Origin of the sequence: Halobellus limi, assembly GCF_004799685.1 — an archaeon.
Lineage (GTDB): Archaea > Halobacteriota > Halobacteria > Halobacteriales > Haloferacaceae > Haloquadratum > Haloquadratum limi.
On record NZ_CP031311.1, the window covers coordinates 1,941,775 to 1,961,187 of the forward strand.

Annotated in this window: 17 protein-coding genes and 2 pseudogenes; 7 read left to right on the forward strand and 12 right to left on the reverse strand. The window is 62.9% G+C overall.

The window, feature by feature from the left end:
- Nucleotides 1-9 precede the first annotated feature (9 nt).
- Nucleotides 10-1,494, reverse strand: coding sequence for an aldehyde dehydrogenase family protein (locus DV707_RS09495; RefSeq protein WP_103991931.1), 1,485 nt, complete (start codon nt 1,492-1,494; stop codon nt 10-12).
- Between the two features lie 171 nt (nt 1,495-1,665).
- Here DV707_RS09495 and DV707_RS09500 point away from each other — a divergent pair, with 171 nt between their 5' ends.
- On the forward strand, nt 1,666-2,451 hold the full coding sequence (locus DV707_RS09500; protein WP_103991930.1) for a 2-keto-4-pentenoate hydratase: 786 nt from the start codon (nt 1,666-1,668) through the stop codon (nt 2,449-2,451).
- A gap of 207 nt (nt 2,452-2,658) precedes the next feature.
- On the opposite strand, the gene DV707_RS09505 is transcribed toward DV707_RS09500, so the two are convergent.
- Together DV707_RS09505 and DV707_RS09510 are read right to left on the reverse strand one after the other, a co-directional pair.
- Complete coding sequence (locus tag DV707_RS09505; protein ID WP_103991929.1) at nt 2,659-3,636, reverse strand: amidohydrolase family protein; 978 nt, start codon at nt 3,634-3,636, stop codon at nt 2,659-2,661.
- A 75-nt stretch (nt 3,637-3,711) separates the two neighbouring features.
- Nucleotides 3,712-4,479 carry an IclR family transcriptional regulator gene (locus tag DV707_RS09510; RefSeq protein WP_103991928.1) on the reverse strand — a complete coding sequence of 256 codons (768 nt, stop codon included), beginning with the start codon at nt 4,477-4,479 and terminating at the stop codon, nt 3,712-3,714.
- 297 nt (nt 4,480-4,776) lie between these two features.
- On the opposite strand from DV707_RS09510, the pseudogene DV707_RS09515 reads away from it, so the two are divergent.
- The 3 genes and pseudogenes from DV707_RS09515 to pyrI all read left to right on the forward strand — a co-directional run bounded on the left by DV707_RS09515 (nt 4,777) and on the right by pyrI (nt 7,507).
- Nucleotides 4,777-6,026: pseudogene (locus tag DV707_RS09515) on the forward strand (Glu/Leu/Phe/Val family dehydrogenase).
- A gap of 93 nt (nt 6,027-6,119) precedes the next feature.
- Nucleotides 6,120-7,040: an aspartate carbamoyltransferase gene (gene pyrB, locus DV707_RS09520; RefSeq protein ID WP_103991926.1), complete on the forward strand. Its 921-nt coding sequence runs from the start codon at nt 6,120-6,122 to the stop codon at nt 7,038-7,040.
- On the forward strand, nt 7,037-7,507 hold the full coding sequence (gene pyrI / locus DV707_RS09525; RefSeq protein WP_103991925.1) for an aspartate carbamoyltransferase regulatory subunit: 471 nt from the start codon (nt 7,037-7,039) through the stop codon (nt 7,505-7,507). Before pyrB ends, pyrI begins: the two co-directional genes overlap by 4 nt.
- Before the next feature lie 428 nt (nt 7,508-7,935).
- On the opposite strand, the gene DV707_RS19175 is transcribed toward pyrI, so the two are convergent.
- Nucleotides 7,936-8,061 carry a hypothetical protein gene (locus DV707_RS19175; RefSeq protein ID WP_268806878.1) on the reverse strand — a complete coding sequence of 42 codons (126 nt, stop codon included), beginning with the start codon at nt 8,059-8,061 and terminating at the stop codon, nt 7,936-7,938.
- A 24-nt stretch (nt 8,062-8,085) separates the two neighbouring features.
- On the opposite strand from DV707_RS19175, the gene DV707_RS09530 reads away from it, so the two are divergent.
- A complete protein-coding gene (locus DV707_RS09530) occupies nt 8,086-8,934 on the forward strand; it encodes a hypothetical protein (RefSeq protein WP_103991924.1) in 849 nt (282 codons plus the stop codon).
- Nucleotides 8,935-9,191: 257 nt separating this feature from the next.
- Here the strand turns inward: DV707_RS09530 and DV707_RS09535 are convergent, their stop codons facing one another.
- From DV707_RS09535 to DV707_RS09560, 6 genes and pseudogenes are all read right to left on the reverse strand, one after another.
- Complete coding sequence (locus tag DV707_RS09535) at nt 9,192-10,235, reverse strand: mandelate racemase/muconate lactonizing enzyme family protein (RefSeq protein ID WP_103991923.1); 1,044 nt, start codon at nt 10,233-10,235, stop codon at nt 9,192-9,194.
- Nucleotides 10,235-11,184, reverse strand: a pseudogene (locus tag DV707_RS09540) (1,4-dihydroxy-2-naphthoate polyprenyltransferase). Before DV707_RS09540 ends, DV707_RS09535 begins: the two are co-directional and overlap by 1 nt.
- A 611-nt stretch (nt 11,185-11,795) precedes the next feature.
- A complete protein-coding gene (locus tag DV707_RS09545; protein WP_103991921.1) occupies nt 11,796-11,999 on the reverse strand; it encodes a hypothetical protein in 204 nt (67 codons plus the stop codon).
- A 183-nt stretch (nt 12,000-12,182) separates the two neighbouring features.
- Nucleotides 12,183-12,776: a sensor domain-containing protein gene (locus DV707_RS09550; RefSeq protein ID WP_103991920.1), complete on the reverse strand. Its 594-nt coding sequence runs from the start codon at nt 12,774-12,776 to the stop codon at nt 12,183-12,185.
- A 43-nt stretch (nt 12,777-12,819) separates the two neighbouring features.
- The gene (locus DV707_RS09555) at nt 12,820-13,629 is read right to left on the reverse strand and encodes a CPBP family intramembrane glutamic endopeptidase (protein ID WP_103991919.1); all 810 of its coding nucleotides are present in this window, start codon (nt 13,627-13,629) and stop codon (nt 12,820-12,822) included.
- Nucleotides 13,630-13,758: 129 nt separating this feature from the next.
- A complete protein-coding gene (locus tag DV707_RS09560) occupies nt 13,759-14,361 on the reverse strand; it encodes a hypothetical protein (protein ID WP_136361844.1) in 603 nt (200 codons plus the stop codon).
- 716 nt (nt 14,362-15,077) lie between these two features.
- On the opposite strand from DV707_RS09560, the gene DV707_RS09565 reads away from it, so the two are divergent.
- Both DV707_RS09565 and DV707_RS09570 read left to right on the forward strand, forming a co-directional pair.
- Nucleotides 15,078-15,731, forward strand: coding sequence for a helix-turn-helix domain-containing protein (locus DV707_RS09565; protein ID WP_103991918.1), 654 nt, complete (start codon nt 15,078-15,080; stop codon nt 15,729-15,731).
- A gap of 235 nt (nt 15,732-15,966) precedes the next feature.
- Nucleotides 15,967-16,347 (forward strand): hypothetical protein, encoded by a 381-nt coding sequence (locus DV707_RS09570; protein ID WP_103991917.1) that lies wholly within the window; start codon nt 15,967-15,969, stop codon nt 16,345-16,347.
- Nucleotides 16,348-16,568: 221 nt separating this feature from the next.
- Here DV707_RS09570 and DV707_RS09575 read toward each other — a convergent pair whose 3' ends face one another.
- Nucleotides 16,569-17,486 (reverse strand): 1,4-dihydroxy-2-naphthoyl-CoA synthase, encoded by a 918-nt coding sequence (locus DV707_RS09575; RefSeq protein ID WP_103991916.1) that lies wholly within the window; start codon nt 17,484-17,486, stop codon nt 16,569-16,571.
- 73 nt (nt 17,487-17,559) lie between these two features.
- On the reverse strand, nt 17,560-19,356 hold the full coding sequence (menD, locus tag DV707_RS09580) for a 2-succinyl-5-enolpyruvyl-6-hydroxy-3-cyclohexene-1-carboxylic-acid synthase (protein WP_103991915.1): 1,797 nt from the start codon (nt 19,354-19,356) through the stop codon (nt 17,560-17,562).
- Nucleotides 19,357-19,413 lie beyond the last annotated feature (57 nt).

Genomic DNA, 19,413 nt, shown 5'->3' on the forward strand with positions numbered 1-19,413 from the left:
CCGCCCCGCTCAGAAGAGGTACTCCCGGGGCTCGCGCTGGACCGACGTCCACTTCGTCTCGGTGAACTCGTCGATGATCCACTCGCCGTTGTAGCGGCCGAGACCGGACTCCTTCACGCCGCCGAACGGCACGTGCGGCTCGACGTTGACCGGCTGGTCGTTGACGTGCATCATCCCGACGTCGATCTGATCGGCGACGTCGCGGGCGTGCCCGCGGTCCGCGGAGTGAACCGATCCGGCGAGGCCGTACTCGGTGGCGTTCGCGAGTTCGATCGCCTCCTCGTCGTCCCCGAACGGGATGATCGGCGCGACGGGGCCGAAGTGCTCGTTGCACGCCGCGGCCATGTCGTTCGTGACGTCGGTGATGACCGTCGGTTCGACGAACAGGCCGTCGGAGCCGCCGCCGGTGAGGAGCGTGCCGCCCTCCTCGACGGTGCGCTCGATGTAGTCGAGCATCTCGTCGCGCTGGGACTCGTTGATGATCGGCCCGATCACGACGTCGTCGTCGGTGGGGTCGCCGATCTTCAGCTCCGAGGCGCGCTCGGCCAGCCGTTCGGCGTACTCGTCGTACAGCGACTCGTGGACGAGGTGGCGGTTGATCGAGATGCAGACCTGTCCCTGGTTCCAGAACGATCCGAAGACGCCGGCGTCGACGGCCTGATCGAGGTCCGCGTCTTCGAGGACGACGTGGGGGTTGTTGCCGCCGAGTTCCAGGGCGGGGAACGCGAAGTGCTCGATCGCGTTCTCGCCGACGAGCCGTCCCGCGCCGGTCGACCCGGTGAACGCGACGACGTCGCAGTCGGGGTGTGCCGCCGTGCGGTCGCCCGCGACGGAGCCACGTCCGGGGACGACGTTGAGCACGCCGTCGGGCAGGCCGGCCTTCTCGAAGAGCCGGGCCAGGAGGAGGCCGCCGGAGATGGTCGACTCCTGGGCGGGCTTGAGCACGACGCTGTTGCCGAGCGCGATGGCGGGCGCGACCGCGCGGATCGAGAGCTTCATCGGGACGTTCCACGGCGAGATCACGCCGACGACGCCGACGGGCTCCTTCCGGATGATGTTCTCCTTGCCGGGGATCTTCGACTGGTTGTGGCCGCCGGAGGAGCGGAACGCGAAGGACGCGGCGTCGTGGACGAACGTCACGGTCCCGCCGTGTTCGATGTCCTGGCGGGGCTTGGCGGCCCCGGTCTCGACGGCGAGGATCTCTCGGATCTCTTCCTCGTACTCGTCGATCAGATCGGCCGTTCGGCGGACGACCGCGGCGCGCTCGTCGGGTGTGGTTTCCTTCCACTCCTGCTGTGCGCGCGTGGCCGCCTCGAACGCGCGGTCGACGTCGGCCTCCGTCGCCGCCGGTACCTCGGTGATCGACTCCTGCGTCGTCGGGTTGCGGACGTCGATCCGGTCTCGCCCCTCGGGCGTCTCCCACTCGCCGTCGATGTAGAGCCCGCCCCAGGGGGCGTCGATCGAGATCTCCTGATCGCGTTCGGCTTCTTGCATACGTCCGATCCAACGGTCGCCACGAGTAAAATGATGTCGACCCCGGAACCGGTTGATGATTTAAAATGAACGTGTTCGGGTAACCGAATACCATTACGCGACGGGTGTCCCTCCGACCGAAAGTCCGGCTGTCGAAAGTATAATGAGCGCACCGGCGAACCGTAGGAGTGTATGCCACTCAGCCAGGACGAGGTCGACGACCTCGCGACGAAACTCTACGAGGCCTACGACGAGAAGGAGCCGATCGCGCCGCTGACCGACGACGTCGAGTTCTCCACCGAGGACGCCTACCGCATCCAGTTCGAGGTGTTCGACCGACTCAGCGCGGGCGGCCGCGACGACGTCGTCGGCCACAAACTCGGCCTCGTCAGCGAGGCGAAACAGGAGCAACTGGGGATTCCGGAGCCGATCTTCGGGTACGTCGCCCACGAGACGGTGCTGGAGAACGAGCCGATTCCGACCGAGGAGATGATCGCCCCGCGGATCGAGGCCGAGATCGGGTTCGTCCTCGACGAAGACCTCACGGCCCCGGTCTCGACGATGGACGTCCTCACGGCGACGCGGGCGGTCGTCCCCGTCGTCGAGATCCTCGAGAGCCGATACCAGGGCTGGGCGATCCCCTCCGCGCAGGACGTCATCGCGGATCTCACCTCCGCCGGCAAGGTCGTCGTCGGCGAGCAGTACCGCGACGTGACGGACGTCGACCTGAAGATGGAGAGCGTCGCCGTCTCGGTGAACGGCGACGTCGAGGCCACCGGCATCGGCGGCGACATTATGGGCAATCCCGCCCGACCCGTCGCCTGGCTCGCGGACCGACTGGCCGACGTCGACGACGGTCTCCGCGAGGGCGAACTCGTGATGAGCGGCGGGATCTCCGCCGCGATCGACATCGAACCCGGCGACGTCTACACCGTCGAGTTCGCGAACCTCGGCTCGATGGAAATCCGCGCCGAGTAACGAATCGGAACGCGTTCTCTATCTGAAAATTTCGGTCTCCCCGGGCGGAACCGACGTGAGGAGGCCGTTCAACCTTGATAATTCGCGTCCCGCCGAAAACAGATAACATATGTACGCCTGTTTTCTACAGAAACGCGACGTCTGGAGACGACGCCGGTTAGACGGCAGAGTTTTGATCTCGAAAACGGAATTCGTGAAACGCGACCTCTACGAGATCAGGTCGTAGAGATTGTCTGCGAAGATGTCCTCGCGCGTGTCGTCGTCGACGTCCATCCGGTCGACGGCGTCGATGGTGTATTCGACCGTTTGGCGACCGCGCTCGGGACTGAAGGGGTAGTCGGTCCCGAAGACGACGTTGCCGGCGTCGAAGAAGGACTCCGCACATTCGAGCGCCGGCGTCGACCCCGAGACCGCCGTGTCCGCGTTGAACTTCTTGAAGTACTCCTCGGCGGGCCTCGACAGTTCGGCGGCGTGCTCGTGGTACCCCTGGTAGTTCTCGGGGTAGGCCATCCGCTGCTGGTAGAACATCTCGATCCGGCGGCCGTAGAACGGGACCATCCCGCCGCCGTGGTGGGAGACGATCTGGAGGTCGGGGTACTCCTCCATCACGCCGCCGAAGACCAGCCGCGAGAGGGCGAGCGTCGTGTCGAACGGCCACCCGAAGAGCCGGTGTTCCATGTACTCGGAGGCCCAGTCGTACCACTCCCAGAGCTGGGGGTGCATCCAAAGCGGCGTGTCGGTCGCCTCCGCGCGCTCGAAGAGCGGCCAGAAGCGATCGTCGTCGAGTGGCCTCCCGTCGACGTTCGAGAAGATCTGGACGCCGGCCATGTCCAGGTCGTCGACGCAGCGGTCGAACTCCGCGAGGAACTCCTCGCTCACCGTCGGAATCGTTCCGACGGGGATGAAATCGTCGGGGTGCTCGTCGGCGAGCCGTCGGATCTCGTCGTTGGCTAACCGCGTGATGTCCAGCGCGAGGTCGTGGTCCATCCCCTGGAACATCGTCGGCAGCGCGAGCGTGATGACCTGTTTGTCGACGCCGTAGTCGGCCATGTCCTGTTTCCGCTGGTCGTGGTCCCAGAGGAATTCCGGGCGACCCGAGAGCCCCTGGAAGCCGAACTTGTCCGTGAGGTCCTCGAAGAACCGCTCGGTCAGTACGTGCGTGTAGCCGTCGACGATTTCCGGCATATACGGGTACTACGCGCGAACGGGGTGATAATTGTTCTCACTGCGTTTCGTCCTCACCGGATTCGCGGTCGCGTTTCACTGCCTGGCGTACTTGATGTCGAGAGCGAGTTCGTGAGCGGTGCTCTCCACTTCCGCGGTGATGTCGTCGTCGAACCCGGCGTTCCCGAGCCGCTTCGTGGGCGCGGAGATGCTGATCGCCCCGAGGACGTCGCCGCCGAGTTTGACCGGCGCGCCGATGCAGGTGAGCCCCTCGGTTCGTTCCTCGTCGTCGGTCGCATACCCCCGTTCGCGGATCGTCTCCAGCTCCTCGAACAGTTCCTCGCGGTCGGTGATCGTGTTCTCCGTCGCCTCCGGTAGCCCCCACTCGTCGACGATGGCGTCGACCCGGTCGCGGGGGAGCGAAGCGAGGATGGCCTTCCCGATTCCGATGTTGTGCAGTCGGAGCCGATACCCCACGTGGGTGTCGAGGTGGACGGCGTAACTCCCCCGGGACTGGTACAGATAGACGGCCCGCCCCCCCTCCTCGGTCGCGAGGTTCGCGAGCATCCCGGTGTCGCTCGCCAGTTGATCGATCTTCGAACGGCCGTACTGATACAGCGGCGACCGACTTCGAACGTGCCCTCCGAGAGAGAGAAACTTCAGGCTGAGAGTGTACTCGTCGCCGTCTTTCGTGACGTACCCGTGTTCCCGAAGCGTGCTGAGATGGTTGTGGATCCCGCTCTTGCTCATCTCCAGGCGGTCTTCGAGTTCGCTGAGTCGAAACCCGTCGTCGGTGTCGAGCGTCTCGATCAGCCTCAGTGTCTTTTCACTCGTTCGGACGGGGTGGTTCGCCTTTTTGTTCATACGTACTCGATGCGCACGGAGACACATACATTTTCGGTGTGAAAACTCTGCACTCTTTCGATGCCGATATAATTAACAACAATAGTAGTAAAGTTAATTAATTATCGGATAATATTCTTATATAGGGATAAATAAGTGGTTTGAGCGGATTTATTCTGACTACAGTAAGTATACTAATTGTTGTTACGTTTATTCACTGCGTCCCCCGACACCTAGGGACCGCTATCGAATCGGCACCCGGACGAAGGCGGTTACAATACAGTAGTTCTTAAATTCCCCCCGGCTGAAATTCCGGTTATGTCCGACCCGAACCCATTTGAGAGTCTTCAAGAGCAGGTCGACGACGCTGCGGCCTATCTCGATATCGACGAGGACGTTCTCACGCGACTGAAGCACCCGGAACGCGTTCTCGAAGTGAATCTCACGGTCGAACTGGACGACGGGTCCCACCGTCGATTCAAGGGGTTCCGTTCACAGTTCAACGGCGATCGGGGACCGTACAAGGGCGGAATCCGGTATCACCCGGACGTCTCTCGCGACGAAGTCAAAGCGCTTTCGGGGTGGATGGCTTACAAGTGTGCGATCGTGGGGATCCCGTTCGGCGGGGGCAAGGGCGGCATCGTCGTCGATCCCGACGACTACTCGGAGTCGGAACTCGAACGGCTGACGCGGGCCTTCGCGACCGAGCTTCGCCCGCTGGTCGGCCCGGACCGTGACATCCCCGCCCCCGACGTGAACACCGGACAGCGGGAGATGAACTGGTTCAAAGACACCTACGAGACGCTGGAGCGGACGACGGCCCCGGGCGTGATCACCGGCAAGGCCATCAGTTCCGGCGGGAGCGCGGGCCGCGTCGAGGCCACCGGTCGGTCGACGATGCTCGCGGCCCGCGAGGCGTTCGACTACCTCGATCGGGACGTCGCGGACGCGACGGTCGCGGTCCAGGGGTACGGCAACGCGGGCTCGATCGCCGCGCGGTTGATCGAGGACCTCGGGGCGACCGTCGTCGCCGTCTCCGACTCGTCGGGGGGATCTACGATCCCGACGGGCTGGACGCCCGCGCGGTGAAGTCGTTCAAGAACGAGACCGGAACCGTCACCGGGTACGAGGACGCCGAGGAACTGACCAACGAGGAGCTTCTCACGCTCGACGTCGACCTCCTCGTCCCGGCGGCGCTCGAGAACGCCATCGACGGCGACCTGGCCGAGGACGTCTCCGCCGACGTGATCGTCGAGGCGGCCAACGGGCCGCTGACGCCGCGCGCCGACGACGTCCTCACCGAGCGCGACGTCCACGTCGTGCCGGATATCCTCGCCAACGCCGGCGGCGTCACCGTCTCGTACTTCGAGTGGGTCCAGAACCGCCAGCGCTTCGCCTGGACCGAAGAGCGCGTGAACGACGAGCTCGAAGCCGTGATCACCGACGCCTTCGACGACCTGGTCGCCGCCTACGAGGAGAACGGCCTCCCGAACTTACGGACGGCGGCGTACGTCGTCGCGACCCGTCGGATCGCCGACTCCTACCTCGAAAGCGGCAACTGGCCGTAGTCTAGGGCGCGGTCTGCGAGCCCCCGATCGAGGCGACGCGCACCCGTCGTCGACCCGAGCGATTCAAGTCGGTTCCGGGCGGGGTTGCATACAATGCGTCAGGACCACCTCATCTCCGCGACGCAACTGTCGCGGCCCGACATCGAGGCGGTGCTCGACCGCGCGGCGGAGATCGACGCCGACCCGAGCGCCCTCCAGGGGCGACACGACGGTGCGATCCTCGGCCTCTGCTTCTTCGAGCCGAGCACCCGAACGCGGATGAGTTTCGACACCGCGATGAAACGACTGGGCGGCCGCACGATCGATATGGGATCGGTCGAGTCCTCGTCGGTGAAGAAGGGCGAGACGCTGGCGGACACGATGCGCGTCCTCGAGGGCTACGCCGACGCGCTCGTCCTCAGACACCCCTCCGAGGGCTCGGCGAAGATGGCCACGGAGTTCGTCGACGTCCCGCTTGTCAACGCCGGCGACGGCGCGGGCCAGCACCCAACGCAGACGCTGCTGGATCTCTACACGATGCGGCAGAACGCCGGCCTCGACGACGTCACGGTCGGGATCATGGGCGATTTGAAATACGGGCGCACGGTGCACTCGCTGGCCGCCGCGCTGACGAACTTCGATACCCGCCAGCACTTCATCAGCCCCGAGAGCCTCAGGCTGCCGCGGAGCGTCCGCTACGACCTCCACGAGTCGGGCGCGCAGGTGCGAGAACACACCGCGCTGGAGGAGGTGCTCTCGGAACTGGACATCCTCTACGTCACCCGCATCCAGCGGGAGCGCTTCCCCGACGAGAACGAGTACCTGAAGGTCGCGGGGGAGTACCAGATCGACGCCGCGGATCTGGAGGCCGCGAAGGACTCGCTGACGGTGATGCACCCGCTGCCCCGCGTCGACGAGATCGCGCCGGACGTCGATCAGACCGAGTACGCGACGTACTTCGAGCAGGCCCACAACGGCGTCCCCGTTCGGATGGCGCTTCTCGATATGTTGCTTTCGGAGGAGGGTGACCGATGAGCGACACCGACCGCGAACTCCGCGTCTCGAAGATCCGAAACGGCACCGTCATCGACCACCTCGCCGCCGGACAGGCGCTGAACGTCCTCGCGCTCCTGGGCATCGACGGCTCCGGGGGCGAGAGCGTCTCCGTCGGGATGAACGTCCCGTCGGACAAACTCGCGAAAAAGGACATCGTGAAGGTCGAGGACAGGGAGTTGAGCCAGTCGGAGGTGGACGTGCTCGCGGTGATCGCCCCGGAGGCGACGATCAACATCGTCCGGGAGTACGACGTCGTCGAGAAGAAGCGGATCGACCGTCCCGAGTCGGTCGACGGCGTCCTCTCGTGTCCGAACCGGAACTGCATCACCAACGACGACGAACCGATCCGGACGCGCTTTGCGGTCCTCGACGACGCGCTCCGCTGTGATTACTGCGGCGAGATCGTCCGCGAGGACGAGGTCGCGACGCACCTGGACGTCGCCTGAGCCTCAGCGACGCGTCTCGACGTCGCCCGGCCCACTGCGGCGCATTCCGACGTCGCTCGAATCACTGCGGCGCATTCCGACGTCGCTCGAATCACTGCGGCGCATTCCGACGTCGCCCGACCCACTGCGGCGCCCCTCCCCGGCCGATTGCGGCGGCAAGAGACCCGCAATCGACGACGGCGGGCGACGGTCGATCGGTTTCCGCCGCGCCGTCGCGCGGTCTCTCGGGAGGGAAACCACTTTGTACCGAGGGAGTCTAGGGACTGGTATGTCCGGAAAGTCCAAGTTCATCCTGGTACTGGCCCTCATCGCACTCGTCTACTTCGTCGTCTCCGGCGGCGAGGATCCCGTCGAGGTCGAAGTCGACGACGAATAAGCGCTCCTGATCGACTCCGCGTGAGGACCTCGCGTCCGAGGTCTTCGGTACATCACACCGACGAGCAGGTGGTCTCTCCACACGAATAGCGTCGGTACGACGCGAGAGCGACGCAGCGGGCGTCGCGCCCGGCGGTGAGATCCTCGCGGATCGTCGCGAACCGTGCCGACGGACTCATACCGCTCGGCCCGAAACGGCGCCTATGTACGGTGTCGTCACGCGGAACGCCGAGGAGGTCGAATGGAGCGAGTTCGACGTCGGCTTCTACGAGGTCAAGGACGTGACCGGGCGGGCCGCACAGCCGCTCTCGAACGCCGTGAATATGATCTCGTGTTTCGGCGACAGCGCGGCGGTCGACGCCGATCCCGACCTCGTCGCGGTCGACGCCGAGGGCACGCCGGCGACCCGCGAGCAGCCCTACTTCGACTGGTCGCACGTGTGCCCGACCAACGAACAGTATCGGGCGGGGCTCCTCGAGATCGTCGCAGACTGCGCGGCGGAAAACGGCGACGTCCGACTGGACGACGTCGGATTTCCACGCGAGGGGTACTGCCGGTGTGACCGCTGTGAGCAGCGCTTCGGGGAGAGCGGCCACGACGACTGGCGCGACTGGCGCGCCGCGGAGGTCACAGACTTCGTCGCCGACGCGGCCGAGCGGATTCCGGGGCGGACCTACCTGACGCTGTATCCCGACCCGTATCCGGGGCACCTGTTCCGCCGCGAGGGGATCGACGTCAAGTCCCTCGCGGAGTACGTCGACGAGTTCGTCGTCCCGCTGTACGACACCGCCTACGCGACGACCTACTGGCTCGAGACGATCGCCAAGGGGTTCGAGAGCTTGCTCGATCCGCTCGGGACGCCGTTCTCGATCGAACTCTACGCCGTCGACGTCGATCTCGACGCGCTCGTCGGAGCCACGGAGGTCGCGGAGACGTACGCGGAGAACGTGTACTTCGGCTACGACGCCTCGAACGCGGCGGCGGCGATCCGCCGCAAGGGAGCCGACGAGCGGTCGGGCGTCACCCACCGACCGGAGGGCGGAGCCGAGTGAGCGGACAGAGCGAGCCGAAAAACGACAGGAAGAGAGAGCGGCCGTCAGATCGCACCGGCGAGGAACGCGACGACCACGATCCCGACGACGAACACGAGCGCCGCAAACACGAACAGCCCGGCGACGAGTCGGCGTTGCTCCGCGGTCGGCTCGGCCATACGCTCGCTTACGAATCGGACTCGTAAATACCCGACGGCGGGATGGCCGGTCGGGTTCTCGGGGGTGGAAACGTCGTCACGCCGAGGCCGGGAACGCTGTCACTCCGGCGGCTGGCGAAGGGCGGAGAACGCGTCGCCCGCGAGCCCCGGACCCGCGGGAACCCGTATGCGACCGCCCTCCACCGGAGCCGGGTCGGGGGCGAGGTCGTCCGCGAGCATCGCCCCCGTCGCGAGCCCGCAGGCGGGGACGTCCGGAAGCGCCGCGGCGACGTGCACCGCGCCGACCCGTGCGATCACGGCGTCGATCGTGGTCGTCACGACGACGTCGACGCCGCGCTCTGACGCCTGCCGCGCCACGTCGAGCGTCCGGATCGGACCGCCGAGAGCCATCGGTTTACAGACGAGGGCGTCCGCGGCGTCGGCCGCGAGGACCCGCGCCGGTCCGGCCGTCGCCAGCGACTCGTCGAGCGCGACGCCGACGCCGCGGCCCCGAAGGTCGGCGTGTCCCTCGACGTCGGCGGACGGAAGCGGCTGCTCGACGTACGAGAAGTCGAGTTCGGCGGCCACGTCGAGCATTCGCCTCGCCGTCTCGACGTCCCAGGCGCCGTTGGCGTCCGCGCGGAGGCCGACGTCGTCGCCGGCGGCCTCACGGACCGCTCGGAGTCGCGTCGCGTCGACGTCTGGGTCGCGCGCGCCGACCTTCACCTTCACCGTACTGAACCCCTCCTCGACGGCCTCGCGCGTCGCCCCGGCGGTCGCGTCGACGGAGCCGTCGCCGACGGTGGCGTTGACTGCCACGGTGTCGGCGGGTGTCTCGTCGGCGAGGAACGCCGCCAGCGACTCCCCTGCAGCGCGTGCTTCTGCCGTCGCGACGGCGAGTTCGGCCCCGTGCCGGGCGGCCGGACGACGAGGCCTCCCCGCCTCGCCAGTCTCGCTCGGAAGCGACTCGGGGCCCCGCATACCCGAAAGCGCGTCCTCACACTCCGCGTAGGACTCCGTCCAGCCGGGGAGCGGCGTCGCCTCGCCGAGTCCGACCACGCCGTCGTGTTCGACTCGAACGAGAAAGCCCTCCCGTCGGCTGATGGGCCCGCTGGCGGTCGAGAGCGGCGACCGGAGATCGAGGGAGAACGGTTCGGTCTCCATTACAGCGGGAGCGCCGTGAACGAGAGGCCGACGGCGAACAGGACGGCGTAGGCCGCCAGGAGCCGTCCGGTCCGTTCCAGCGTCGGGTTGAGGATCCGACCGTCGGTCTCTCCCAGGATCGTTCGCGTGATGCTTGCGGCGTACGGGAGGGTGAGATACGGGAGCGCGATGGCCACCGTATACCCGGGACGGGCGAGGAACCACAGCGGCACTGCGTACGCCACGAGGAGCATCGCGAGGAACTCCGCGCGGGCGAATCCGTAGCCGAACCGAACCGCGAGCGTCCGCTTGCCGGTGGTGGCGTCCTCCTCCCTGTCGCGGACGTTGTTGACGACGAGAATGTCCGTCGACAGCGCCGCGATCGGCAGCGCCGCGACGAGGACCGCGAGCGGGAGCGTCTCGGGCGGGACCCCGAGGGGGAACGGCTCGGCGAGCACCGCCGCGGCCTGGACGTAGTACGTTCCCGCGACCGCGACGAGGCCGAAGAACACGAAGACGAACAGGTCACCCAGGCCGTGGTAGCCGAGCGGGTACGGGCCGCCGGTGTAGGCGATGCCGGAGGCGACCGAGAGGAGTCCGACCACGAGGATCGGCGCGCCGCCGACGTAGACCAGGTAGGTGCCCAAGAGGATCGACGCGGCGAACGTGAGATACATCGCGCGCTTGACCGTCTCGGGGTCGATGAGCCCCCCGCCGTCACTCGGGTGAACCCCTCTCGTTCCTCGGTGTCGGCGCCCTTGACGTAATCGTAGTAGTCGTTGGCGAAGTTGGTCCCGATCTGGATGAGGCCGGCACCGACGAGCGCCGCCAGTGCCGGGAGGACTGCGAACACACCGTCGTGGACGGCGATCCCGGTCCCGACGACGACCGGCGAGGCCGCCGCCGGCAGCGTCTGTGGCCGGGCGGCCATCACCCACGCCTCGCGTTTCGTGACCTCCTGCGTGCTCATTACTCTCCCCTCCGAACGGCGAGGGTGTCAAGCTTATCCTTCCACCTTTTTTCACGGAGGGGTCTGCAGGACCCCTCCGCGCAAAAACCGGGAGGAAAAAAGGCCGCCGACGTCGACGGTGAACCGCTCGCTTCGTCGCCAGCGTTCTGTGCTGGCTTCCAGCGAGACCGGAGGTCTCGCCCGGCTCGCGGATGCTCAGACAAGGAACGCCTAGGTCGTTCAAAACAGAACGATGAGATACTGTTACTCAGATCATCACAACTATTTTTCCCTCAGCGTGGGAGACTATACGTAACGTGAATAAAAATAAAGAATTGGTTATTTACGAACGACAGGATGACACTGAGTTTGAAGACGACTTATTCACGGCATTTGAGGTAGCCGGTGCAGACTTGGAGAACCAAGATGTACCGATGATGGAGTTCATTGACCCACTTGCGCTTAAGCAATTAAATTGGGATAATCCACAGTTAGAAGTCCGAACTGAAGTATGGGGATACCTCTTACGTATCACTCCCGACGATATTACGATCTACTCACGTGAATAAATTCGTTCAGTCCAGGACCTACACGTACCAATCTCCAGGAGGCTTCTGGTTGGTGTGAAATTCTCAGGGCGTCGATTCGACGCGCTCTCCTCGTACTGTGACGTAAATGAGTATGCCGAGCAGTCCGGGAACCAAGCCTGCCAAGAACAGCAATGCGATACCTACTCCCCATTGCCACGCCCAGTCGCTCCCACGAGCTTTCGCATCGCGGTAGACCCACCGACCGATTAGACCGAAGACGAGGGCCAGTATCAGGAAGATAATCATCAACTCGGGTCCACCGGGGACTTGTAAGGGAAGCGGGAACACAGATAATGCAATTCTCAGAACCCGTATAGACTTTTCTCATACGGTCAACCCACACTTCTGTTTCAACAGCTGATTCAGCTACAGAGGTGTGAAAACAGTCCCTCGGGAAGAGTTCAATAACACCTTCGGGCCCACACAAAATTACAAGAGTATCAGCGCGATTTTTCCGAGGAGACGGGCGGTAACGTTGAACAGAGACATCGAAGTGATCAGTCCAATCATACCGATGGGGACAGCGATCACTGCTTCAGTCAACGTGTCGATCGTCCAGATGCCGAGTTCGATCCCAGTACTGGGAACCGTGTAAATGAACGGTGCCAGCAGCAAGCCGGCAGACACACTCAGAGACGCGATGAGTAGACTAAACACCAAGATCCCGAGCGGGAGCTTCAACACTAAATAGACGATACCCTTCCACGTTGAGCGAGCTACCACCCGTACTCGTATCTGCGGCCATAGCGTCGTCTCGTCTGTAATTGCGTCTTCAGGTGGCCGGATATCGAGGTTCAGCAGCGCGTTTGTGAGTTCTCGCTCGAAGGCACTAAGATAGCGGCTCCCGAGAATGACGCCGATCAACAGCGGCACTCCCACCAGAACGACTGTTAATCCAAGTCCGAGGACAGTCCCGACAGTTAACAGAACGAAGTATGCTATCCCGAGAGGAAACATTATCAGTAGGTACAGGAGATTTCGGTACGTCTGTGCTCGGCTGAGTGGCCTGAGCACGGTGGACATCAGCGAATCGTCCCGTTTGGGTCGGTCGTCGTGACTGCCCGATTCATTTCTGAACACCAATCTCGTCGATTCCCGTGCTTGTAGGCTGCCGTTTTGTGTTGCGTGTCGCCCGTCGATCTTGCCAGAGAAGCCATACTCCGATCGCTCCGGCGAGCAGTACGAACCCGATTGAAATCAGTTCGTAGACCATCGACGTCGTCGCTGCGAGTGATCCGGTCACATCAACTGCGAAGTGCCAGACGATGAGCGGCCAGAGGCTCTCTAGCCGGAGTGCAATCGCACCGAGACCGATACCTAACGGGATGATGAGCAGCATCTGTGGGAGCCACTCGGCCAGCGAATTCCCGAGGATGACCTGTGAGATGTGGGCTAGACCAAACATCGTGGCCGGAAGCACGACAGCCAGCAGGCGGCTGCGAGGCTCAAGTGCACGGAGCAACACACCACGATAGATGAGTTCTTCAGAGATGGCCGCTCCGAGTGCCACACCCACGATGATCACGAAGAGTGCCGCCCACGGCGGAAGGGTTTGGCCCTCAATGAGCGAGATCTCGGGGATAGCGAGGCCGAATATGACTGGGACAAAGACGACGACCGCGAAGGGGAGCAGATAGACAATCGCACGCCGATTGACTGGTGCCGTGAGCCGAATTTTTCCCCACCACCCGAGCCAGGTGACGAGCGCGATACTAACCGCCACGATGAGCCAATTGAGCACGAGCCCGATTCCGTGAAGCGTCAACTGGGGCACGACAGCTTCGAGGATAGTTCGTGTGAGTAGTGTCAGGACAACAAGTGCGGCTGTGAACCCGAGTGTAAATCCGACTGGGTGACGTTCGACAATCGATACCATACAATATGTACGTCAAACTACTATATATAATCGTATTGACAAACGGACACTGACAACCTATATCAAAATCCTCGTGCTGGATATCAGAGAAGACGTAGATCGTTCGATAAAGGGCCACTATTTTGCAATCTATTCAACCACGGTGAAATCGGTGTCGTCGGTCACCAACAGTTGATTTTCGTTTTTCTTTACATATCTGTGATCTTTTACTCCTCTGAATCGAATCGTCTCCCCAACGTCGAAATGAGGATGTGAAACCCCATCCGAGACGACCAGCGGGACTCGTTTGGATGAGCCTTCTTCGCGGACGATAGCCTTTAGATCAGGTGTATTGGAGGTGTTTTTTGCTACGAATTCGACCTCACTGATCGTGGCTTCGACTGTGACAAACTCTTCAGAGCCACGTAATTCAGTAAGATTCCGTTCCGGATAATCCTTAGAAACGCTCGTGGTTGAGGTCTCATATTGTTCGTTTGGCTCTTGGCTTGATGATACAATATCTGGGTCTTTGAGTTCTACCGTCAGATAATTTGTTTCGCTGTCCGTTCCGATACGAAATGACTGAACCTCGACCGTGATCGTTGCCCCGCCATCTGTTGGGGTCGGTTCATCTCCGGGGAACAGACAAACAGTCTTAGAATCACCAGCTGGTTCGGTTACTACCCACTGACCGCCAGACCTTCGGATCTGAATTTCTCCCGTTCCACCAGACCTGTACCACACTTCAGTCATACACTCTCTTCATCAGGTATATGTTTCAAGCTTTGTCCGTTTAGCTACTATTAGGACAGCAAACATATCATCAGACTCTATTTAGGAAATATACTATCGGATCATACGTTAGAGAGTGGACTGGGCACTCTACGCAATACGCATCGTCTATCAGACGGCTAGTTCAGAGAGAAGGATATCGAATTAATAGGATTTCAACAGCGCCGGCTGTCCCTGTGTTGGGCACACCAAGATTCTGAAACAAGCGATTTACCTGTACGGTTCAAGCGAGTGGAGCGGCACATACGAGTGAGATCCCCTACTCCGTTATAAATACATTACCGGATTAAGCTAAATCTCGATGCTATTCTGGGCCCGTTATACTAATTGTATGGCACACAAAGGCCGCAGTGGCGAGACGAGCACAGACACTGAATCAAAATTCTATCTCCCTGTGGGGATCTCGCCATCTTCCAAAGAGAGCTGGATCGACCGCATCTGGACGGTCCTGTTCAATCACCGCGTCTGAGAAATCAGAATCGCAGCAAGTGGTGACGATGAAAGAGAACTAGTCAACTAGTTTTTCCAAGGACATCGTTATCGACCACGTTCGAGGACCATCATACGAGGACTTCTAACATTTCTTTGCGAACATCACAAGATGAGTTTCAACTAAATATCTGGGAAACTAACATAGAGTGGGAATACGTCTTGGAAATCACTCGTGTAGAAGACTAATGAGCGATATTAAAGCCGTCATCCGAGTCGAGCACCCTGATATTGTGCTCACGGGCACTGTCAGTCACGACCAAAGTGCGACGGTGATGCCTGTGTCAGAAGCAGGTACTGACCCCGACACGGGGAGGTTTCTATACCACGTTGAATCATCGGACTTCTGTCGATTCGAAGATGGATTACGAAGTGACCACACGATAGCAGAGTTCAAACGAGTCATCGAAACCACCGCTGAGAGGGCAATCTACAGCTTTGAGTACACTGACGAAGCAAAGACGTTCTCGCCGGTGATCTCGAAAGCGGACGGTGTAGCGCTTGAGATGGAAAACGAGAGCAACGCGTGGCTCATCTCGCTGTGGATGCCCGATCGAGACAGACTGGCCGACGTTTGGGACTACGCGCAAGCCAACAGTATCGACATCGATCTACGGCGGGTAAACGAGTATGCGAGTCTCGGGAAGACAACTGCTGGATTGACTGAAACGCAACGCGAGGCGTTACTCGTCGCTTTCGAGGCAGGATATTTCAAGGATCCACGCGAGGTAACACTCAGTGAGGTTGCGGACACGCTCGACATTTCGAAGCCAGCCGCCAGTGGTCTTCTTCGACGTGGAATCCAGCGATTAATCATCTCCAGCCTCGTCGAGGACAGTTGAACAATTACAGCCAGCTTTTTGTTGACTCGGGTGCGACTCCGGCGCACCGCTCTCCACGGGCGACCCGTGAGTCGCCCGTGGGGAAGCGAGACGGCTCTGCCGTCTCGCCCTCGTTGCAAAAAGCTGTCTTGCTGAGCGAAGCAGGGATTACATACACCGGATAGTTCGGATAGGTGTAACTCGAAGGTCCGGAGTTTGCACCCACTATTTACGCGTCCCCCGTGATTTTTGAACTATGGTCCCTTCCGAGAGCATAGACGACGACCAATATTTCGGTGGGCGAAGAGGTGTCGTAGTTCTCGCTGTTGCGTACGTGGCAGTTGGACTCGGGTTGTTCTACAGTCTCGCTACGCAGTCGATAGACCTTTTCAGCGGCGTTCTTGTCGCTATCATCGTTTTAGTGGGGCTATCACTGTATATCCTCTACAGACGGGAGGGATTAGTGACAGCCGAGAATAAACTCATTGCCATCTTCGTTCTGGTCGCAACGGGGCTTTTGTTTGGACTCCTTGAGTTCACCACCCTACCGTCAGAGATTGTCTATGGAATAGTATTTGGGGTCGGTGTCGTTGTTCCCGGGTTACTCCTACAGTATACTGATTACGGGAGTGACTGATTGGTTCGATTGTTCTATTCGCATCGTCTATCAGACGGCTAATTCATCGACGATAGACGTGAAATCAATGGTCCCGAACATCCGTCCCACGCTCAGATTCTAGCATATTCCACCGCGATCGAGGCCGAAGGCCGAGCGAGCGGCCTTTTTTGGTCCAGATTTTTTGCGGGGGTTCGAGGCCGCGCGCAGCGCGGCCGAGGACCCCCGATAAAAAAGGTGGGTTAGTAGTGCCAGGGGTACCCCGAGAAGTCGGGGTCGCGGCCTTCGAGGAACGCGTCCCGTCCCTCCTGGGCCTCCTCGGTCATATACGCCAGGCGCGTCGCTTCTCCGGAGAACACCTGCTGGCCGACGAGGCCGTCGTCGGTCAGGTTGAACGCGTACTTGAGCATTCGTATCGCGGTGGGCGATTTATCGGTCATCTCGTCGGCCCATTCCAGGGCGATGTCCTCCAGTTCCTCGTGGGGAATCGCCTCGTTCGCCATCCCCATCTCGACGGCCTCCTCAGCGGAGTAGGTCTTCCCGCGGAAGAACACCTCTCGGGCCTTCTTCTGGCCGATCTGCTTCGCGAGATAGGCCGAGCCGAACCCGCCGTCGAACGACGCGACGTCGGGGTCCGTCTGAAGGAACTTGGCGTGATCCTCGGAGGCGAGCGTCAGGTCGCAGACGACGTGCAGCGAGTGGCCACCACCCACCGCCCAGCCGGGAACGACGGCGACGACCGGTTTCGGCATAAATCGGATGAGGCGCTGCACCTCCAGGATGTGGAGCCGACCGGCCTTCGCCTCGCGGACGAGCGGGTCGTCTCCCTCGTCGGCCTCGTCGTCGTCGCGGTACTCGTAGCCCGACTCGCCGCGGACCGACTGATCGCCGCCGGCGCAGAAGGCCCAGCCGCCGTCCTTCGGCGACGGGCCGTTGCCCGTCAGGAGGACGCAGCCGACGTCTGCTCGCTTGCGGGCGTCGTCGAGCGCCGCGTAGAGTTCGTCGACGGTGCCCGGGCGGAACGCGTTGCGCTTCTCGGGCCTGTCGAAGGCGATCCGAACCGCCGGCACGTCGATCCCCCGGTGGTACGTGACGTCGTCGAAGGCGTCCGCGCCGTCGACCTGCTCCCAGCGCGCGCCGTCGAAGATCTCTGAAACCATACCGGGAGAGGGCCGGGAACCCGCAAAAAGATTGGTTTCGACCGTTCGGGAGCGCTCCCGCGATCCCGGGCGGTTACGTCGTCGTTTCGAGAACCCGTTCGACCGCCCGGTCACGGAGGTCCGTTCGGACCTCGTGGCTCGACTCGGCGTCGGTCACGACCTCCACGACGTGCGAGCCGTCGCGTTCCGTCGCCTCCGTGTACGCCTCGCGGAAGGCCCCTCGGTCTCCGCCCGCGACGCGCGCGAACGAGAGGTCGTAGAGGTCCCCCGTCGGCTCGAAGTCGAGCCCGTGCGGCGTCACGAACTGCGAGGTGAACGGCGGATCGTACGCCTCGATCGGGAGCATGTGGAAGATGCCGCCGCCGTCGTTGTTGAGGAGGACGATCGTCGCCTCGACGTCGCAGCGACCGAGCGCCAGGAGGCCGTTCATATCGTGGTAGTAGGCCAGATCGCCGGTGACGAGCGTCAGGTCGTCCGTCGTCGCCGAGCCGGCACCGAGCGCCGTCGAGACGATGCCGTCGATGCCCGACGCCCCACGGTTTCCGAGGACCGTCCGAGTCGCCGTCGTGGGGCCGCCGAAGCGATCCAGGTCGCGGACCGGCATCGAGTTCGAGACGAAGACCGTCGAGGGGTCGGGCGCGAGCTCGACGACGTCCGCCAGGATCTGTCCCTCGCAGAACGATTCAGTGTCGTCGAGAACCGCCTCGTGAGCCGCCTCGGCGTCCGTCCAGCGGTCGCGCCACGCGGTGCTCCCCGGACCGGCGAGCAGTCGGGAGAGCCGACCGAGCAGCCGCGAGGGGTCCGCGACGACCAGATCCGTCGCGGTGAACTCCGCCTCGCGCCACCCCGCGGTCGGATCGACGACGTACTGCCGGGCGTCCGCGGCGGCGAGGTACTTCCGGAGCGGCTTCGACGTCGGCGACGCACCGACGCGGACGACGGCGTCCGGATCGGGCCACGCCTCGCGGACGCGCTCGCCCAGGAAGCCGTCGTACCCACCGATCACGGGCGTCGTCCGAACCAATCCCCCGTATCGGACCCCCGAGAGCGGATCGGCCAGGACGGGGAAGCCGCTCGCGTGGGCGAACGCGGCGACCGCCTCGGGATCGACCCCTGGAGCGTCGGTGGGCCCCACCACGAGCAGCCCGCGGGGTGCCGAGAGATCCGCGGCCAGTTCCCGCAGCGCGTCGTCGTCGAGTTCCGGTACGCCCGCGGCGGTGTCGACGAACGGCCCGTCGCGCCCCTCGGTCGCGATGTGGGGCAGGTCAGCGGGCACGTCGCCCTCGACGGGCGTCGGTTCCAGCGGTTTGCGGAACGGGAGGTTCAGGTGCACCGGTCCTGCCGGCGTGCCTGTCGCCCTGGCGACCGCCCGGGCGGCCGTCGTCCGGAGCGACCGGAGCTTTCGCGGCGTCGCCTCCGGTTCGGCGACGTCTCGGTACCACCGCACGGCGTCGCCGTAGAGCTTCTCCTGATCGATGGTCTGGTTCGCACCGGAGTCGCGGATCTCGGGGGGCCGATCCGCCGTCAACAGCAGCAGCGGCACGCGGGACTGGGAGGCCTCGATCACCGCCGGGTGGTAGTTCGCGGCCGCCGTCCCCGACGTGCACACCAGCGGCGTCACCTCGCCCGTCCGTCGGGCGCGACCGAGCGCGAAGTACGCCGAGGAACGCTCGTCGAGGTGCGAGTACACGTGGACGTCCTCGTGCCTGTCGAACGCGACCGTGAGCGGCGTCGACCGACTCCCCGGAGAGATACAGACGGCGTCGACGCCGGCGGCGACGAGTTCGTCGACGAGCACGCGGGCCCACAGCGTGTTGCGGTTGGGGTCGCGGTCCCGCGTCGACTCACCGGATCGTTCTCTCTCGGTCATCGGTTCTCCGTTCGTTCTCGCTCAGTCATCGTCGTCCCGTCGGTCTCGCTCAGTCAT

Coding starts and splice junctions, on each gene's coding strand:
- DV707_RS09545 (WP_103991921.1), bottom strand. CDS start 11,999: ATGATTATCTTCCTGATACTGGCCCTCGTCTTCGGTCTAATCGGTCGG.
- DV707_RS09535 (WP_103991923.1), bottom strand. CDS start 10,235: ATGGAGACCGAACCGTTCTCCCTCGATCTCCGGTCGCCGCTCTCGACC.
- menD (WP_103991915.1), bottom strand. CDS start 19,356: ATGACCGAGAGAGAACGATCCGGTGAGTCGACGCGGGACCGCGACCCC.
- DV707_RS09560 (WP_136361844.1), bottom strand. CDS start 14,361: ATGACTGAAGTGTGGTACAGGTCTGGTGGAACGGGAGAAATTCAGATC.
- DV707_RS09570 (WP_103991917.1), top strand. CDS start 15,967: ATGGTCCCTTCCGAGAGCATAGACGACGACCAATATTTCGGTGGGCGA.
- DV707_RS09550 (WP_103991920.1), bottom strand. CDS start 12,776: ATGTCCACCGTGCTCAGGCCACTCAGCCGAGCACAGACGTACCGAAAT.
- DV707_RS09495 (WP_103991931.1), bottom strand. CDS start 1,494: ATGCAAGAAGCCGAACGCGATCAGGAGATCTCGATCGACGCCCCCTGG.
- pyrB (WP_103991926.1), top strand. CDS start 6,120: ATGCGTCAGGACCACCTCATCTCCGCGACGCAACTGTCGCGGCCCGAC.
- pyrI (WP_103991925.1), top strand. CDS start 7,037: ATGAGCGACACCGACCGCGAACTCCGCGTCTCGAAGATCCGAAACGGC.
- DV707_RS19175 (WP_268806878.1), bottom strand. CDS start 8,061: ATGAGTCCGTCGGCACGGTTCGCGACGATCCGCGAGGATCTCACCGCC.
- DV707_RS09530 (WP_103991924.1), top strand. CDS start 8,086: ATGTACGGTGTCGTCACGCGGAACGCCGAGGAGGTCGAATGGAGCGAG.
- DV707_RS09510 (WP_103991928.1), bottom strand. CDS start 4,479: ATGAACAAAAAGGCGAACCACCCCGTCCGAACGAGTGAAAAGACACTG.
- DV707_RS09565 (WP_103991918.1), top strand. CDS start 15,078: ATGAGCGATATTAAAGCCGTCATCCGAGTCGAGCACCCTGATATTGTG.
- DV707_RS09555 (WP_103991919.1), bottom strand. CDS start 13,629: ATGGTATCGATTGTCGAACGTCACCCAGTCGGATTTACACTCGGGTTC.
- DV707_RS09505 (WP_103991929.1), bottom strand. CDS start 3,636: ATGCCGGAAATCGTCGACGGCTACACGCACGTACTGACCGAGCGGTTC.
- DV707_RS09575 (WP_103991916.1), bottom strand. CDS start 17,486: ATGGTTTCAGAGATCTTCGACGGCGCGCGCTGGGAGCAGGTCGACGGC.
- DV707_RS09500 (WP_103991930.1), top strand. CDS start 1,666: ATGCCACTCAGCCAGGACGAGGTCGACGACCTCGCGACGAAACTCTAC.